The organism is Pseudooceanicola batsensis HTCC2597, assembly GCF_000152725.1.
Classification (GTDB): domain Bacteria; phylum Pseudomonadota; class Alphaproteobacteria; order Rhodobacterales; family Rhodobacteraceae; genus Pseudooceanicola; species Pseudooceanicola batsensis.
On the sequence record NZ_CH724132.1, the window covers coordinates 1 to 16904 of the forward strand.

Consider the following 16904-nt stretch of genomic DNA (forward strand, 5'->3'; position numbering starts at 1 on the left):
TTCGGCAGGACGTGGACGCGGATGGTGGCGACTGCGTGATGGCACAGGTCAATCGGGTCCCTCCTTTTTGCTATGCATGTGGATCGCACGGGGTCGGCCCGTTCGTGCCCTCAGCTCACGCTTCGGCAAGCACAAATACGGTTTCCACGGCGGGGCCGCGGGTCCTCCGCATTTGCGCTTGCGACCGGTCCTCTTGCCCCCGTGCTGGGTGATCCTCATCGCAATAAGGAGTAACCCAAATGACCAACCACTACGTCGCCACCGTTCCCGTCAAGTTCACCGATACCGATGGCCAGGAGCGCACCCGATTCCAACGCGTGGGCGCCATGTTCCGCAACACCCGCAACGGGGACGGCTCGGAGTTCTTCAGCCTCAAGCTCGACTTCCCGGTCGCGGTCTCGGAGCTGGTGATGTTCCCACCGAGCGCGAAAGATCCCCAGGACTAAATCCTCTGGCGAGGATGGGCCGCCCCAGGACGATCTTGGGGCGGCCCGATCCCTGTTCCAGGGATGCCGTGTCCGGCGGTCAGTTCGCCCGAGGTGACCTCCTCTTGGTGCCGGTCGCTGCGCGCGCAACGGACGATCGCCGCTCGGAATGATCAGGCCGCGACAGACCGGCCAGTCAGCCTCAAGGGGGCCATCCACAAAAACCTATCGGCCAGGGCCTCCCGGTTTTTGCGGCAGAGATTTGGCGGAGCCAAATCTGGCCCTCCTTGACCCTGCCTGTCCGCTCTGTCGGTGGGGTTTGCGCCCGCCCGCGGTTCCGTCCGAACACTTGGTGTTCGGCCAGACCTGCGGGCGGTGCTGGGGAAGGGGGCCTATTGGACAGGTGGGTCGCCCGGTGGCGAGGGGGTAGGCCCGCGTCCCTGCGGTCTGCGGGGGAAGCGGACACCAAGGCTGCCTGAGCCCGAATGCAACGTAAGTATATAATTGACAGTGCGGTATATTATCGTAAGGTGGGGGCAGCCTTGGTGGAAGGTGGCAGGAAATAGGGGGTCTTTCTTCCGCATGTCCCGAACAAAACGCCTGACAGAGATCGAGAAGATGCAGATCGTCCGCGAGGCCGCGGAGGGTGTGTCGACGTCTGAGCTGGCTGAGCGTTTCGAGGTCACATCGCGGGCCGTGCGCTACGTTCTGAAAGCCGATGCCGAGCGTCAGATGGATGCCGCGATCCCGGTCTCGGCGGTCAGTGTGAAGGTCACGGCTGCGGAGCTTGAGGCGCTCGACGAGGTGTTGGCGAAGGCCGGGATCGAGAGCCGTGCCGAGGGGCTGCGGCGGCTCATTCAAGCGGCCGGCGGGGTGTTCGTTCCGGACGCGCAGATGGCGGCCGAGATGGCGCGCTACCGCGCCTCTTTGCACGAGGTTGGCAATGGGGTCGCGCAGATCGCCAAGCAGATGACGCGGGCCAACCAGATGGGGCAGGGGGCTAATGGTGGCACGCGTGCGGAGTTCTCCGAATTGCGCCTCGCGCAGATGCGCGGACTGGCGCGGTTCATCCTCGACTCCGCGGATGAGATCGACCTGCTCCTTCGGCGCCGTCGGGACGCGATGCAGCTCGAGGCCACGGCCGCGCTGAGGGAGTTTGCCCATGCGGCTGAATGATGCGGTTGACGCGGTCACCGGGGAGGTCTTCAGGGATGGCTGGAGCCGAATCCGAGGCTCGATGCAGGGGCTGTATGTCGCCAAGCAGAGCCAGCTTGCGCGCGCGGCAGCAGGGCATCGGCCAGCGGTCTTCAAGGCGATCCAGGGTGGGGGCACGCATACCAAATCGCAGCTGATGAACCAGCTCGACTACCTCACCACCAAGTCTACCCATATCGTGGACAGTAGCGGGTTCCTCGATGGCAAGGCGAAGCTCGAAGCGAAGGACATCAAGGACCTCACCGAGCGCTTTGCCAAGCGGTGGGACGCGGGCTTCAAGCCCAAGCTTGGTCAGACCACTCACATGCTCATGTCCTTCCCCATCGGCACGCGGGGCGAGGATGTGCGCGACATCGCGACGGATGTGGCTGAGCGGTTCTTCCAGACCGATGCGGGGCATTTCGACTACATCATCGCGGTGCATGAGGACCGCGATCATCCCCATGCGCATCTGGTGCTGAACCGCCGTTCGCAGGAAGGTGAGTTCTTCTTCCTCGGGCGCAACCATCGGTTCAACTATGACGATTTCCGCCTCGCCATGGTCGAGGAGGCGGAGAAGTATGGTGTGCGCCTGGAGGCCACGCGCCGGGTGGATCGCGGGGTTGTGCATTACCCCGCCCGGACCAGCGAAGTCTATGCGGCGAAAGAAGAGGGGCGCGCACCCCGCGAGCGGGAACGCGTGGGGCAGGACCTGACCCGGACGCTCGCGGAGATCGCCAACACCAGAACCGTCTACCATTCGCTTGCCGCGGAGGCTTCGCGCGAGGCCCGCGAGGATATTGCCGCAGCCCTCTTCCGCGCGGGCGAGGTGCTGGCGCGGGGCGGGCAGGTGGATCGAACAGGAGATGTCTATATGGCCGAGGATCAAAGTTTCGAGGATCTGAGAAGCCTCTATGCGGAGAAGCTGGCGCGGGTGCAGGGCATGATTGCCGAGAAGCCCGATGCGGAACGTCCAGTGCTGGAAAAACGCCTCATCGAAATTCAGGCGCAGGTCCAGCACATGCAGCCTCTCGGTTTGCGATCATCCACGCTGTCAGAGACACCCTCGGATGGTGGGATCTATTCCGAGGCGAACATCGACACCAACCAGCTTGAGCGTTTGGCCGAGCCCGACCTGAGAGCGCGCATTGACGCGGCGCTGCGGGGCACCGGGATCAGCACATCGGAAGTGGTGGCCCGGATCGAGACGGGCGCCTCAAATGCGGCTCTCGAGCATCAATGGATCGCCGATGATCTCTCCAAGGTGGCCGAGGCGCGCGATCTGAACCTCGAACGCCGCGCCGACTTGGAAAAGGCGCGTGACATCCTGAATGACGTGCATGTCGAGCTTGGCACGCTTCTGGAACGGCAGAACGTGCTGCGCCGGGATGGGGTCGTGGAGGAGAAAGCGGTCAGCGAGCGCTTCCACTATCACGAGGACGCGGTCCGGGCGATGGAAGGGACAATCCGACAGGAGATGCGCGCAGACGGCCTGACAGCGCAGCAGATCGAGGACCGGGATTGGCAGGTCGTCTCGCGGGCGGAGCGCCGGATCGAGACGGAGCAGCGCGCGTATCTCGAGGCACACCCGGAGCTGCTCGCACGTCCGGGCGATGTGATCGACCGGTCTGAGCCCTATAGGGAGTCCATCACTGATGCAGCCCGCGCCAGCGAGATCACCCGCGAGGTCGACCGGATCATGGAGGCACGCGACGTCCGCACGCCCGTTGCAGATGCAGTCGCGGATGACTTGCGCGCGCGCTATCCGGACATGCCGGCCCACCTTGCCCGTGGGCTCGGAGCGACCTACGCGGCCGTCGTCGAGATACGGGACACGGAGGCCATCAACCAGGTCCGCCGCGACAATGAGTTGCGCGAGGGGCTCAGGTCTGCCAAGCGCGACGACCTCCTCGCGGCCCGCGATGAAACCGCGCCGCAGTCTGACCGTTCCGACCGGCTCGCTGAAGAGATTACGCGTGTTCTGGAGCATGAGCGGGCGGGAGAGTTGTCCGCGCCCTTCGAAACCGAGGCGGAGCGGGACGCCTTCCGCGAGGAGATCGCGCGGGTGCTGGATGACCGCCAATTGGGCCGGCTCACATCCGGCGATGCCGATGCGCTGGACAAGGTTCTCGAGGACCGTCTCGACCGGCTCTATGTCGCTAAGGTCTATCTGCAATCCGATGCCGCGACGGCCAACACCGAGGCCTTGCGCCAGGTGGTCGATGAACTCGCCGATGCTGAGTACGAAAAACACCGCGCGACAGACGTGGACGGTGAGACCGAGCGGGGTCAGGTCCATTGAGCGCCGCCATGGGAAAGGCGCGGATCGCGACCGGCGTTTTGCTGGTGACGCTGGTGACAGCCGCCATCGGCTACACCATCGCCTCGGCGGTGCTGACCTACCAGGATCTCGGCTTCGGGGCCGAGATCGACTTTGCCTATATCGCGCAAAACTATCTGGCGATCCTGGACCGCCGCCCGGAGGACGCCCAGCTTATTCACCTGATCATCGGCAGCTTCGCCGCCGCCGGCCTGATGCTGAGCCTCGCCCTCTCAGGGTCCGCCCTGACACGCTTTGGCCAGACCCATTGGCAGACCGCGCGAGAGATGAAGGCCAATGGGTTTTTCGGCGCACCCGGAACTGGGTTCATTCTCGGCAAGCTCGGTACTCCAAAATCCCGCGCGAAATACATCTGCTCGAAAGTCTTCCCGCACGCGCTGATCGTGGCGCCCACGGGCCGCGGCAAGACCACGGGCTTTGTCATTCCGAACTTGCTGACCTGGCAAGGCTCTGCCGTGACACTCGATGTGAAGGGCGAGTGTTTCGAGGCCACGGCCCGCCACCGCGCGGCCCAGGGCGACAAGGTCTATCGCTTTGCCCCCACCGATTGGGAGGGCAGGCGCACGCATCGCTACAACCCGCTCCTGCGCATCTTTGAACTGAAAGACCCCGCGCGCCAGCAAATGGAATTGCAGCTCCTGGCGACGCTCTTCCTGCAAAGCGACAATGACCGGGTGCAGGGCCTCCTCAAAGGCGGGATCGATCTCTTCGTGGCCGCAGGGCTCTTGGCCTTCCAGCGCAAGCGTCCGACGCTAGGCGAGATCTACCGCATCGCCGCCTCGGGCGGGAACAAGCAAAAGGAGTATTTCGCGCGGGGTCACGAGGTCGACAACAGGGCGGCCAAACTGATCTTCACGCGGCTCGCTTCGACCAATAACGACACGCTGACCTCCTATGTCTCGCTCCTGATGACCTCGGGGCTCGACCAATGGCAGAACCCTGCCATCGACGAGGCGACGGCGGTGTCGGATTTTGATTTCCGGACGATCCGCAAGAAACCCTTTTCGGTCTACCTCGTGGTCCAGCCGCTGATGGTGAAGCCGCTTGCGCCGCTGATCCGGCTCTTCTTCTCGGACCTTCTCTCCGCAATGCAGGAAAGGGATCCCGGGCCCGACGAGCCGTGGCCCGTGATGATCATGCTCGATGAGTTCAATCGCCTTGGCAAAATGCCGATCGTAGTCGAGAGCATCGAAACCCTGCGGACCTATCGTGGCCATCTGGCCGTGGTCACCCAAACCATCCCCGCCCTCGATGAAATCTATGGCGAAAACACCCGCCGCGCCCTGCAGGGCAACGCGGGCGTGAAGCTCTATCTGACGCCTTCTGACGAGAAGACCGTCGAGGAGCTGAGCAAGGCGGTCGGCAAGACCACCAAGACTGTCGTCACGCGGTCGCAATCCATCGGCAAAAACCCCTTCGAGGGCCGAAGCCAATCCACACGGACCGAAGAGAGCTCTCTGCTCCCCGAAGACGAGGCGCGCCGCCTGCCGCTCGACGAGATCGTCATGGTCATCGATGCGCAGATGCCCGTACGTGCGAAGAGAATCCAGTATTTTGACGATCGGCTGTTCAAGGCGATCCACGCGGCGCAGACGGGCGAGTTGCCGTTCCCGGAACCGGGGGGAGGTGGGTCGCAGGGCACGCTGCCGCTGAGCATGCGCGCCATGCCGATGACACCGCCACCGGACGGCCCCCGTGGTTCTGAAGCTGATGTGGAGCGGGCACGCGAGGGCGTTGACGGTCAACCGTCAGGGCAATCTGATGTAGTTCCAAAGAAGACCGCGCCTGTCGTTCAAGCCGTTATCGCCGAGGAACAGCGCCAGATGGAGATGGATTTTGGGGGACAGCTTGCGGATGCCGAGACAGTGGGGGTGGATGATGAGGCGCAGATGCGCTCTGCCGTTGATGGCTTGGACGATATGGAAGCGATGCTGCGAGAGGGGGATGTCGAAAAGCTGGTTGCTCGATAGCGTGGTGTGCATCGCCATCTTTCAGGGACGGCGGATTCCGGACCTTCTCTGCACGCGCGAACCGATCTCTCTCAGATCAGGGAAGCGGACACTCCGCCAGTATCGCGCCGCGGAACCTTGGTTCACCCACAGGAACAACGGAAAGCTGACTTGCGGCAGTGAAACGTGGCTTTGGCATTTACCATGAACAAGCAGTCATTCGAGCCGGTTGCGGCTGGAAAATAAATGGATCAGTCCGTCACAGACGGCGAGAAAACCGTTGATGCGGCCCGCAAAAGTCTCAGTTACAATCGCAAACTGTAGAGCCGACCATAGCAATTCATTGCCTAAAATCTGTTGCTAATGCATATACTTGAGGCAAAATAACCCAATACCAGCGGGATGGAGTGTTACTCCTTAAGGGACATTATGTATCTGGCATCACTTACAATTAACAATTTTCGGCGCATTAAATCTGCAACAATAGAATTCGAACCGGGCCTCAACGTCATTGTCGGCCCAAACAATATCGGAAAGACGGCCGTTGTTGACGCTTTGAGAGCGCTTCTGGCCGGAACAGATGATCCCTATCCGCGCTTCAGCGTCGATGACGTTCACCTTCCTAAGGGGGGCTCGGCAGCGGGTGATATTGTCTTCGATTATATCTTCAAAGACCTGTCTCTCGACGATGAAGCCGACTTTATGCATGGGTTAAGGGCTGATGGCATGGGAAAGGCGGAAGCCCTTCTCCGAGTGACCTATGGCGATGCGGATAAATCCGGACGGCTGCGGTCAAGAAAAACCTGCGGCGTCCATCACGACATCGCGATGACGGCGACCATGCTGGAAAACCTGCGCAGCGTCTATCTACAGCCTCTGCGCGATGCAGAGCTTGGCCTCCGCCCGAGCCGTTCAAGCCAGTTGTCTCGGTTACTGCACCTTTTGTCTGATGACGCTGGAAAAGATGAGATCACCCAGAAACTCGCAGACCTCGATAAGGATATAAAGGCGCTTAAAGCAATTGTTGAGACGCAAGACGCCATCACTGGGCGCCACAATAGCATGCTGGGCGATCAGCTGGCCCAGATGTTGGCGGTTGAGCTTAGTGGTTCTGATTTCACGAAGCTCGCCTCGCGCCTATCGTTACTGGTCGACAGCTTCGAGATAGAACGTAACGGCCTTGGCTATAACAACCTTATCTTCATGGCTGTGGTTTTGAGCGAACTCGCGAAGAACGCGGATTCGGCCTATCGCAGCTTGATCGTCGAAGAACCTGAAGCGCACCTACATCCGCAATTACAGGCCGTGCTCTTGCGGTACCTATCAGACATCAAGGTCTCGGAAGGCGAGCGGCCCGTGCAAGTCTTCGTCACAAGTCACTCTCCGAATTTTGCTAGCATCGCCGATCTGAACGCCGTCGAATGCCTGGTTGAGACGGATTCAGGTGTAGAGGTCTTCCATCCGAGGTCAGTCAGTTTTGGCAAGGGCAAGAAGGAGAAGCTTAGGCGCTACCTCGATGTAACGCGCGCAGAACTCTTTTTCGCACGCCGTGTCATCTTCGTCGAAGGTGCCGCCGAACTGATGATGATCAATCTGCTGGCCAAGAGCATGGGCTATGATTTGCGAGACCACGGCGTCAGCCTGATAAGTGTTGAAGGATTGAACTTCGACTCCTTCATGCCACTCTTCGGGGAAACGGCCATCAAGATACCAGTTGCCGTCATCACAGACGCTGATCCATACACCGTCGACGCCGATGGCAAAAATCAGCCTCACTATCCATCCGCAACCGAGAGCATTACGATTTCAAGCAACACAGCGTCGATGAAGGAGCGAGAAGACGAATTTGTCAAAGTCTTCCACGGCCAGAAGACCTTTGAGTACGACTTCGCGCTTCACGAAAACAACAGAATGGCCATGCTCGCAGCCCTCAAGGACCTGCATCCTCAGATCGGCGATGACCTTGAAACTGAGCTCGCGTCGAAGACGGACGACAGGGACAAAGCAGAGGCGCTGTTCTCGGGCATGTTCGAGCGGCCCAAAGGTAAAAAAAATGTTCAGAAGGGTGCATTCGCGCAAGCGCTCGCGGCGCAAATTGAGGACAACAGGCTGAACGTCGAAATTCCAACCTACATCCAGAATGCCGTTTTACATGTGTGCAAGCCATGATCGAACTGTCGTCGCAGCAACGGGAGATCGTGGAGGCGCCGCTCAAACCCATGGTGGTAATTGCCTGCGCTGGAAGCGGTAAGACCGCGACCGCGGTTCGGCGGCTCGCTGAGATGCGCAAGCGCATTGACGATCGGCACGGACACTGCGCGCTTTTGTCTTTTTCAAATGTGGCCGTCGACACATTTAACAAGGACTACAATGCCTTGCTGCAGGCGGAGCCCAGCGATAACCGTCGAGGCGGCGTCGAAATAGCCACGGTCGACGCATTTATCACCTCGAATATTATCCGCCCCCACGGCCATCTTGTCATGGGATGCACGAGGACGCCTTTCCTCGTGCATGGCAGCGAACCTTTCCTGGCGAACTTCAAGGTCTGGGACGGCAAGAGACCTCAGCCAACAACCGCGCTTCAGCCCGTCATTGTGAAGGGAGTGGGTCTTCAGTTTGAAGTCGGACGGGCCAATACCGTTGTTGATCCGAAAACTGCCGCCGAGGCGATCCGGAAGCTGGCAGGTGTCGGTGCTTACTCGCATGCTTTGGGAAGCTTATGGGCGCTGAAAGTCCTGAAGACCCAGCCGCTAATCCGCCGCGCACTGGCCCGACGCTATCCGCACATCCTTGTCGATGAGGCCCAAGACATCGGCAATCTGCACCAAAGTATCCTAATGTCGTTACAGGATGCTGGGACGCAGGTCTCATTGATCGGAGATGTCAATCAAGGCATCTATGAGTTCTCTGGCGCGACCGGTGCGTTTATCCAACAGCATGCCGATCGCGATGAAGTCGATGAACGCAGGCTCGAGACTAATTTTCGATCGGTCCCGAGTATCGTCGCGATCGCAAACGAACTCTCAGGGCGCACAGACACGGCCGCGCGCACGGCGCCCGCTACTTTGTCCGGCGCATATTATTTCGCTTACAAGAAAGAGGAGAAAGACAATGCAATCAAATCCTTTGCAGCACTGCTAGGTCAGGCGGGTATAGGTGTCGACGATGCGGCCGTGCTCTGCCGGTCTGCGGAATGGGCTGCCGATTGGGCCGGCGGTGAGAAGGAGCAAGGACAGGGCGTCTTGCGACACTTCGTGAACGCTGCAATCCAGCGAGACAAGTTTAGTCGCTTCGATGACGCCTTCGAGCACTGCTGCGCTGGCGTCGTCGGCCTGCTGGATGACAGCCATGGGGCTTTGCTCTCTGAGCTTACCCGCCACAGCGGAGTTGAGCGGAATTTTCAGGCGCTGCGGCGGGTGTTGTGGTCGTTCGTGAAAGATCCAGCCAGGGGGGTACCTCATGCGTCTCTTGTGGCGGATACTGATTGGCAACCTGCCTTGCTGGCGCGGGCCGAAACCATGCTCGCCATTCTCTCGGCAGAACATGGTTTCAAGGCTGCTGCCACTTGGAAAGCCAAACTCGCGAAGCGGAAAATTTTCAACCAGCCGCTAATGCGGCCGGCGGAATTGGGGATTGAGGTGCTGCCAACGTTCCGCGTTTCCACCGTTCACAAGGTAAAAGGCGAAAGCATCAGGGGCGTTCTTTACGTGTGCAATCAGTCGCACCTCGACGAAATGCTCGGTGGCACAGAGACAGAAGTCGGCAAAATCGGATATGTCGCGCTCACCAGAGCGCGTGATCTGTTCGTCTTGGGTGTACCTGCCACCAATCTAAAAAAATATGCTCCCAGGCTCGACGAACTCGGATTTACAAAGGCTGGCGGGGCTTAGTTTAGGGGCAAACTTTGGGTGGAAAGCGGAGCGAGACTAGCTGGGTACTGCATTTCTAAACTGACCCTGCTGCGCAGGTTCTGAGTGACCGCTTCCGGGAGCGCTGTTTCGCAGAATCCTTCGATGTTGAAAGTCCGCTATGGGCCTATTTTGTTGAAAAACTCGCGCTTGATCGCGTGGTAAGTCGCTGATTCAATTCTCTCGACGAGCGGGAGGATTGGCGATGATGGGACCGAGGCAGGAAGCGCAGGCGGCTCTGTTCTACGAGTTCTCGCTCGAGGATCATGTCCCCCAAGACAACCTGCTGAGGTCGATTGATTGGTTCGTCGATCTGAACGGCATCCGGGCCCATCTGGCGGATTTCTACAGTCACACCGGCCGCCCGTCCGTCGATCCTGAACTGCTGATCCGGATGCTTCTGGTCGGGTATTGCTTTGGCATCCGGTCGGAACGGCGGCTCTGTGAGGAGGTACATCTCAACCTCGCATATCGCTGGTTCTGCCGTCTCGATCTCGGCGACCGCGTTCCCGACCATTCCACCTTTTCAAAGAACCGGCATGGGCGGTTCCGCGAGAGCGAACTGTTGCGCCACTTGTTCGAGACGACGGTGGCGCGATGCATCGAAGAAGGCCTGGTCAGCGGACAGCGCATGGCCATCGATGCCAGCCTGATCGAGGCGGACGCCAACAAACAGAACTCGACGCCCAAGGAAGAATGGAATGTGTCGACCATCGATCCGGCAGATGCGCCCCGCGCAGTGCGCGAGTACCTCGATACGCTGGACGAGGCGGCCTTTGGTGCCGCGTCCCCGGTACAACCCAAGTTCACATCCCATTCCGATCCGGCCAGCCAATGGACGGCTGCGCGCAAAGGCCCAGCATTCTTTGCCTATTCCGACAATTACCTGATCGATACGGACCACGGCGTCATCGTCGATGTTGAAGCCACCAGATCAATCCGTCAGGCCGAGGTCGGATCGACCAAGACCATGCTGAGACGGGTGAAGGATCGGTTTGATCTGCATCCCGAACGGCTGATCGCCGATACTGCCTACGGAACTGGGCCGATGCTTGGCTGGTTGGTCGAGCAGAAGATCGCCCCACATATTCCGGTGTTCGACAAGGCTGGCCGATCCGATGGCACATGGTCCCGTGCCGACTTCGAATGGGATGCCGAGAACGATCAGTACATCTGCCCCGAAGGTCACGCCCTCAAACAGTTCCGCCGCAACTACTCGGACCCGAACCGAGGACCGACAGGCAAGGGCACCGCCCGTTATCGGGCACTGAAAGAGGTCTGCCAGGCCTGCCCATCCAAAGCCAGGTGCTGCCCCAACACCGACGCGCCCAAGATCACCCGCGAGGAACACGAAGACGCCCGTCAGGTCGCGCGCGACATTGCCAAGACCCGCCAATACGACACCTCGATGAAGCTCCGAAAGAAGGTCGAGATGCTCTTCGCCCACCTCAAACGCATCCTCGGCCTGGGCCGGCTTCGATTACGAGGTCCATGTGGCGCCAACGACGAATTCCTCCTCGCAGCCACCGCTCAAAACCTCCGCAGACTGGCCAAGATCTTCCCTGCACCGCAGAAACCATGCAAAGCCTGATCAGAAAGGCGCTTGCGCCACGTTCGACGCCGCACTTTCTGCGCCAGCATCATGTTGTTTTTCCACAGAATCGGCCGTCACCGGCGTCCAAGTCGACCCAGTCTTGCCAGCTGCGCCAGCATTTTTGACCCCGAGTCTGCGGATCCTGTGCCTCCTGCGGAACCCGTCTGCCCCATCCCTTGCCGAACAGGCATCTGCTGCACACCGAAGAACTGCCGCGCTCTGAGGGCTGCATATTCCGCACCGCTTGCCCCACCGATCAGGTAGCGATTGTAGGCCTGCTGGCTGCCCATTGCGGCGCGGGCAAAGCTGTAGCCGCCGCCGAGACCACCGGAGAGGGCGGGCATCATGATGTTTCCGGAGATCGCGCGGACGATGAAGGGCGTGGCAATGATGAAGCCCTTGGCCATGAGGACCATCATGAAGAAGGGGATGAGCGCGCCTATGTTTGAAGCCCCTTCCGGGTCGCCAAGCTCACCGATCAGAGCGGAAGAGACGCCAGTGATCGTTGCGAACACGCCGGCGACGACGATGGGGTAGAGTGCGAAGGAAACCAGTGCCGAAAGCCATCGCGCGAAGTAATCTTTGGTCACTTCGAAGAGGGTCAGGAAGATCATCACCGGGGCAATCCCAATCAGGAGTGCGATCATCAGGCGGGATGCCACGAGAATGAAGGCGGCGAGCCCACCGAGGATCGAAAGTAACAGCACCCCGACAATGTCGAGCATGGCACCTGCCATCCAGTTCAGCTCTGATCCGGCTGCATTGAGGTAGTCGCCGAGTTCCGCGATCAGCCGGTCAAACTCTTCGGCAAAGGTCCCAGAGGGACCTGGGGTGCCGCCACCGACTGAGGCGACAAGCGCGCCCGCAATGCTGTCGATGCCGGCCAGGATGGCGGTGGAGAGGGCGTTGAACTGCACCCAGTTGGTCGCGAATATCCCGATGAGGCCGATCTTGACTGCCAGCCAGAAGGCCGTGCGGCCGTCCATCGCCTTGTATTGGTAGATCATGTTCAGGAAGACGAGAATCACCACGAGCGTTGTTCCCAGGACGAGAAGCGTGCCGACCGTTGCCGCGACCGACCCGAACTGGGTTTCTGCTGCGGTGTCGAGATAGCCCTGGGAGGTTTCAACGAAATAAGTGACGACGCTCATAACGGGACTACCCTACCAATTGCCTGCAGCTTCGCAGATGGCTTTGGCGGCAGGGCGGACGGCGCTGGCGCGGCGGTTGTAGGCGTCCGAGGCCTGCAGCATTTCCCAGCGTTCGTCACTGGCGTGGCGCTCACGAAACGCCCCCTCGGCATCGTCCCAGGACGGGAACCGGATCTCGCAAGCGCAGCTGCCAGTCTCTACGATGCGTTCAAGATTTTGGGCTCGGTAGATGTCTTGAACCAGCACGCGCTGATAGGCTTGGCGCAGGGGGATCTCCTGCATCCACACGGGTTCAGCGGGCCGTTCTGGACAGACGTCGAAACTGCGCTCGAGGGTCGGCACGAGATTGCGCTCAGCGAAGCCGGGTGCCGACGTCAGGCCCAGGACCAGCGCAGCCAGTACGAGGGTACAGCCCGCCTGCCTCATGCCGTGGCTCTGGCGGGTGTGGTCTCGCGCTTCAGGAAGACAGTGTGTCCCACATTGGCGAATTCCGAGGAGCTGATCGACACGACCTCCCAGCCTTCGGCCCCCTTCACATTTAGGCTGGCCTGCATGTCGGCAAGACTGGTTTTGCGGGTCATGGGAAAGGACAGGATATCGTATTCAAAGGTTTTCATTGGGAAGCTCCGATCTCATTGTTGCCGGGGAGGTAGAATTCGGTGATGCCGCGTTTGCCGTCATGGCGCCCGGCCTGGATAATCACATCGATGGAGTTCTCGATGTACTGGATCATGTCGGCATAGGTCATCGGGATCTCGGTCTTGAGTGCGGCGATGGCCAGACGCTGCACGGCAAGTTGCGGGGTTTCTGCGTGCAGCGTGGTCATTGAGCCGCCATGGCCAGTGTTGATGGCTTCGAGGAAAGTCATCGCCTCCTTGCCGCGCACCTCGCCGAGGATGATCCTGTCAGGGCGCATGCGCAGTGTTGCGGTGAGCAGCACATCGGCGGTCTGGAACTCCGCGTCACGATTGGCGATGAGGGTCACGGCATTCGGTTGCGTCGGCAGAAGCTCGGCGGCTTCCTCGATGGTGACGATGCGTTCCTCGGCCGGTACGTGAGAGAGGATCTTCCGCGCGGCGACGGTCTTGCCGGTGGAAGTGCCGCCCGAGACGATCATGTTAAGCTTGTTTTCGACGCAGAAGGCAAGCGCATCGTCAATCACGCCCGCGGCCACCACTTCACGCAGTTCTTGGGTTTTCTCGAGGCGCAGTTCCTCGAGCTTGCGCTCCTTGCCATAGAGGAAATCGAGCGCGATCCCATCGAGCGGCAGGCTCGAGAAGAACCGCAGGCTGATCGACATCGCCGAGAGCACGGCAGGCGGTGTGATGACCTGCGCCCGGATCGGGCGGCCTTTGTACGTGATCGAGACCGAGACGATCGGGCGGTCCTTGCTCATGGTGGTATTGGCGGAAGAGGCGATCTGGTTGCCGAGGTCTTTCACTTCCGTTGCGGTCAACGCCTGATCAAGCCTGCGCATGAAGTGATCGCCCTGGAATTCTCCCCAGCAGGTGCCGTCTGGGTTGATGCAGATTTCGATGACATCGTCGCGGGCGGCGGCGTCGATCCGATCAAGCGAGGTCTCGAGATAGCTCAGCGACATGGACTCAGAAAATCTCCAGATCGCGGTCGACCATCACCGTGACGCGCGCGCCCTGGTCGACATAGATAACGGGGCCGATGGAGAGATAGTCGCCAATCACGCTGTCCGTGGCATCGGCAAGATCATCGCCCACGTCTTCGAGCACGTCCGCAGCGGACTCGTCCTGAACATTTGCGGCGGCGGCGCTTGGCGCGGCGGAGATCAGCGAAATCAGCGCTGCCGAGCCAAAGCGCTCATCAAAGCGCGTGTCGACAAAGCCGGTCACGCCGGAGCGGCCAAGTTCATCACCTCCGAAGGAGCTGATCTGGATGGTTTGGTTGTCAGGCAGGATGATCCGGTCCCAGGCGATGGTGACCCGGCGCTGCGCGATATCGACGCCGGAGCGATAACGCCCGATAAGACGGGACCCGCGCGGGATCAGGAGGCGCGCGCCATCGATACTGAACACGTCTTCGGAAACAACGGCCCGGGTCTGGCCGGGCAGGGAGCTGTCGAGGGCGGTTTCCATGACGGCCTGGATCATCGTGCCCTGGATGATGGTGTTGGAGGGATTGGCGATGACTTCTGCCTGCGTCACCGAAGTGGGCAACGCGCCGTTCAGCACAAAATCCGTCACTTCCCCAAAGGTCCGTTCGGTCAGAGCCGTCTCATTCGCACCCGAGGCACCACCAAAGGCGATAGTGGGCGAGGCGATGCGCCGCTCCTGGAAGGCGCGTTCCTCCGCCGCGCGGCGTTCAAGTTCTGCCAGCCGCCGTGCCTCTTCCTCGCGGCGGAGCCGTTCTTCCTCCCGCGCGCGCAATTCGTCCTCGGTAGGACCGACGGGTGCCGGAAGCGGGCGGTTAGCCTCGAGCTGCGCAAGTTCGAGGTCCATGCGGATTTGCTCCAACTCCCGATCGCGGGCAGTGAGTTCGTCTCGGAATTGCTGCTGTGCGGCTTCCGAGGCGGCTTGCAGCGCCGCGATCTGCGTGGTCAGCGCATCGATCGCTTCGGCGGCAGCCGTGTCTTCCTCGACCACCGGTTCGGGGGCGTTGCGCAATTCCTCGATCTGGGCCTGAAGGGCGGCGAGTTGCGCCAAAAGCTCGGCGTTCGGTTCCACCGGTTCCGGTGCGACCAGAACGACTTCGGGCTCGGGTGGGGGGAGGGTTTCGATCGCGCCAAACCCGTCGCCTTCGTTCTGGAACACGTCCGGCGTGGCCGTAGGCAGAGCTTCCTCTTCCTCGGGCTGGGAGAGGAGATAGAGCAATGCACCGCCGGCACCGATCACGAGGACGACGACTAATGCGAGCAGCGGTGAGCGCCGTGGGGCAGGGGGCGAACCTGCGCCTTTGCCCTGCTCGAGGGCGGCGAGTCGTTTTTCGAGGTCCGCGTTTCCGGTATCGCTCATGATCCCACCCCCGCAGGCGGTGTGGCCTCGATACAGACTACCTCTTCCCCGATCCGCAGGACCCACTGCCTGTTCACCCCCGAGACTCGGATCACGCCGTCCTCGGTGGCTTGCGTGTTGACCGTGCGCTCACGGCTATTGGCGTAACGGAAGATCGCGGGCACCGGCGCGTTCCGCGGAAATTCAAAATACGTGAAGGTCCCGTCATCCCAGACGCGCGTTGGGGTGAACTCGGTGCGGGCGCTAGCACTGTAATTGTAGTTTGGCGCTTGGGCCGCGATGGCATGCGTGGGCCGCGCATTGTCTTCGGGGTAGCGGAACTGCACGACGTAGAAAGTCGGGCTGCGGGTCTCCTGGACATTGAAGTAGTAGCTGCGGCGGTTGGTATAGACGGTCACATTGGTATGGACACCGCGCGCAACGGGCTTGATCGCGAAGGCCTGGCCGCCCGGCACGCCGTCGATCTCAAAGCCCTCCGTGTCGCCCGCGATGATTGAGCGGATGCTTTCGCCCTCGCCGAACTCGACCGTGGTCACATGGGTGAGCGACACGCTGAGGCGGTAGACCTGACCCTCCTGGTAGGTGGCCAGCCGCACCCGATTGTCGTTGGGCCCGCCGCGCGGGATCGCTTCGGCATGGGCGAGGACCGGCAGCAGGGCAACTAGGCCAGCAACAAAGAACTTACTGATCAAACTAGTTCTCCAATCTGTCGGAGCGGATGGAATATTCGAGCACGGTGAAGCCGAAGGGGTTGGTCCAGACCTCATCGATGGAGCGGCGGGTCTCGGGACGGAACTCGAAGAGAAGCGTGGCGGTGAAAAGCCCAGTCTGGACGCCGTTGATCGAGGTCAGCCGCTTGCGTAGGCGGACCGTGGCGCGGTTGGTGCCGATCCGGTTGATGCTGAGGATCTCCACATCAAGCCGGGCGTTCGGCCCGTAGACTGTCGGCGGGTAATTCTCGTTGGCGCTGTTCCAGATCTGGCGCAGCCCGCTCTCGGCCGCACCGTCCGAGCGGCGCAGGACGCTGCGGATGCGCAGATCGTTGTCGAGCTGGTTGTAGACCTCGCGGTCGGTAACGTAACGGAAGACCTCCGCCTCAATAATGGCTTGGTTGGCTGTGACCGAAGTCGCGCCCACTGAAGCCTCGGGCAGGGCAAAGCCGGTGGCGGGATCATAGGGCACGACCACAGGCGGCGGATCGACATCGAGAATTGCGACAGCCGCCGCACTCAGGCATCCGAGAATGCCGAAGACGAGCCCGATGAGCCCAAGGCGCTGCCAGAGCCGTTCACGGCGCAGGGCACCATAGACCAGCTCTTCTTCGATGATTTCTTGTTCACTCGCCACGCGTCACACCT

The 16904-nt window shown here is 60.8% G+C and carries 14 protein-coding genes; 7 read left to right on the forward strand and 7 right to left on the reverse strand.

Annotated features, from left to right (window positions below; translation table 11 throughout):
• Positions 1-239 precede the first annotated feature (239 nt).
• The 7 genes from OB2597_RS20135 to OB2597_RS20165 all read left to right on the forward strand — a co-directional run bounded on the left by OB2597_RS20135 (position 240) and on the right by OB2597_RS20165 (position 11408).
• Complete coding sequence (locus OB2597_RS20135; protein ID WP_007120662.1) at positions 240-446, forward strand: hypothetical protein; 207 nt, start codon at positions 240-242, stop codon at positions 444-446.
• A gap of 561 nt (positions 447-1007) precedes the next feature.
• Positions 1008-1601 (forward strand): transposase, encoded by a 594-nt coding sequence (locus tag OB2597_RS20140; RefSeq protein WP_009807524.1) that lies wholly within the window; start codon positions 1008-1010, stop codon positions 1599-1601.
• Positions 1588-3921, forward strand: coding sequence for a relaxase/mobilization nuclease domain-containing protein (locus tag OB2597_RS20145; protein WP_009807523.1), 2334 nt, complete (start codon positions 1588-1590; stop codon positions 3919-3921). Before OB2597_RS20140 ends, OB2597_RS20145 begins: the two co-directional genes overlap by 14 nt.
• Before the next feature lie 8 nt (positions 3922-3929).
• Positions 3930-5930, forward strand: a complete 2001-nt coding sequence (locus tag OB2597_RS20150) for a type IV secretory system conjugative DNA transfer family protein (protein WP_009807522.1) — start codon at positions 3930-3932, stop codon at positions 5928-5930.
• 408 nt (positions 5931-6338) lie between these two features.
• Complete coding sequence (locus OB2597_RS20155) at positions 6339-8078, forward strand: ATP-dependent nuclease (RefSeq protein WP_040610020.1); 1740 nt, start codon at positions 6339-6341, stop codon at positions 8076-8078.
• Positions 8075-9799: a UvrD-helicase domain-containing protein gene (locus tag OB2597_RS20160; protein WP_009807520.1), complete on the forward strand. Its 1725-nt coding sequence runs from the start codon at positions 8075-8077 to the stop codon at positions 9797-9799. The genes OB2597_RS20155 and OB2597_RS20160 overlap by 4 nt, the downstream gene beginning before the upstream one ends.
• A 223-nt stretch (positions 9800-10022) precedes the next feature.
• The gene (locus OB2597_RS20165; protein ID WP_009807519.1) at positions 10023-11408 is read left to right on the forward strand and encodes an IS1182 family transposase; all 1386 of its coding nucleotides are present in this window, start codon (positions 10023-10025) and stop codon (positions 11406-11408) included.
• A gap of 77 nt (positions 11409-11485) precedes the next feature.
• On the opposite strand, the gene OB2597_RS20170 is transcribed toward OB2597_RS20165, so the two are convergent.
• Genes OB2597_RS20170 through OB2597_RS20200 form a run of 7 tightly spaced genes read right to left on the reverse strand, consistent with a single transcriptional unit; the run spans position 11486 to position 16893 of the window.
• Positions 11486-12562, reverse strand: coding sequence for a type IV secretion system protein (locus tag OB2597_RS20170; protein WP_009807518.1), 1077 nt, complete (start codon positions 12560-12562; stop codon positions 11486-11488).
• A 12-nt stretch (positions 12563-12574) separates the two neighbouring features.
• Positions 12575-12988 (reverse strand): hypothetical protein, encoded by a 414-nt coding sequence (locus OB2597_RS20175; RefSeq protein ID WP_009807517.1) that lies wholly within the window; start codon positions 12986-12988, stop codon positions 12575-12577.
• Positions 12985-13179: a hypothetical protein gene (locus tag OB2597_RS20180; RefSeq protein ID WP_009807516.1), complete on the reverse strand. Its 195-nt coding sequence runs from the start codon at positions 13177-13179 to the stop codon at positions 12985-12987. Before OB2597_RS20180 ends, OB2597_RS20175 begins: the two co-directional genes overlap by 4 nt.
• Positions 13176-14162 carry an ATPase, T2SS/T4P/T4SS family gene (locus OB2597_RS20185; protein WP_009807515.1) on the reverse strand — a complete coding sequence of 329 codons (987 nt, stop codon included), beginning with the start codon at positions 14160-14162 and terminating at the stop codon, positions 13176-13178. The genes OB2597_RS20180 and OB2597_RS20185 overlap by 4 nt, the downstream gene beginning before the upstream one ends.
• Before the next feature lie 4 nt (positions 14163-14166).
• Positions 14167-15546, reverse strand: a complete 1380-nt coding sequence (locus OB2597_RS20190) for a TrbI/VirB10 family protein (protein ID WP_040610011.1) — start codon at positions 15544-15546, stop codon at positions 14167-14169.
• On the reverse strand, positions 15543-16238 hold the full coding sequence (locus OB2597_RS20195; RefSeq protein WP_009807513.1) for a TrbG/VirB9 family P-type conjugative transfer protein: 696 nt from the start codon (positions 16236-16238) through the stop codon (positions 15543-15545). Before OB2597_RS20195 ends, OB2597_RS20190 begins: the two co-directional genes overlap by 4 nt.
• Before the next feature lies 1 nt (position 16239).
• Entirely contained in the window at positions 16240-16893 is a 654-nt protein-coding gene (locus tag OB2597_RS20200) for a virB8 family protein (RefSeq protein WP_009807512.1), read from the reverse strand.
• Positions 16894-16904: the final 11 nt, after the last annotated feature.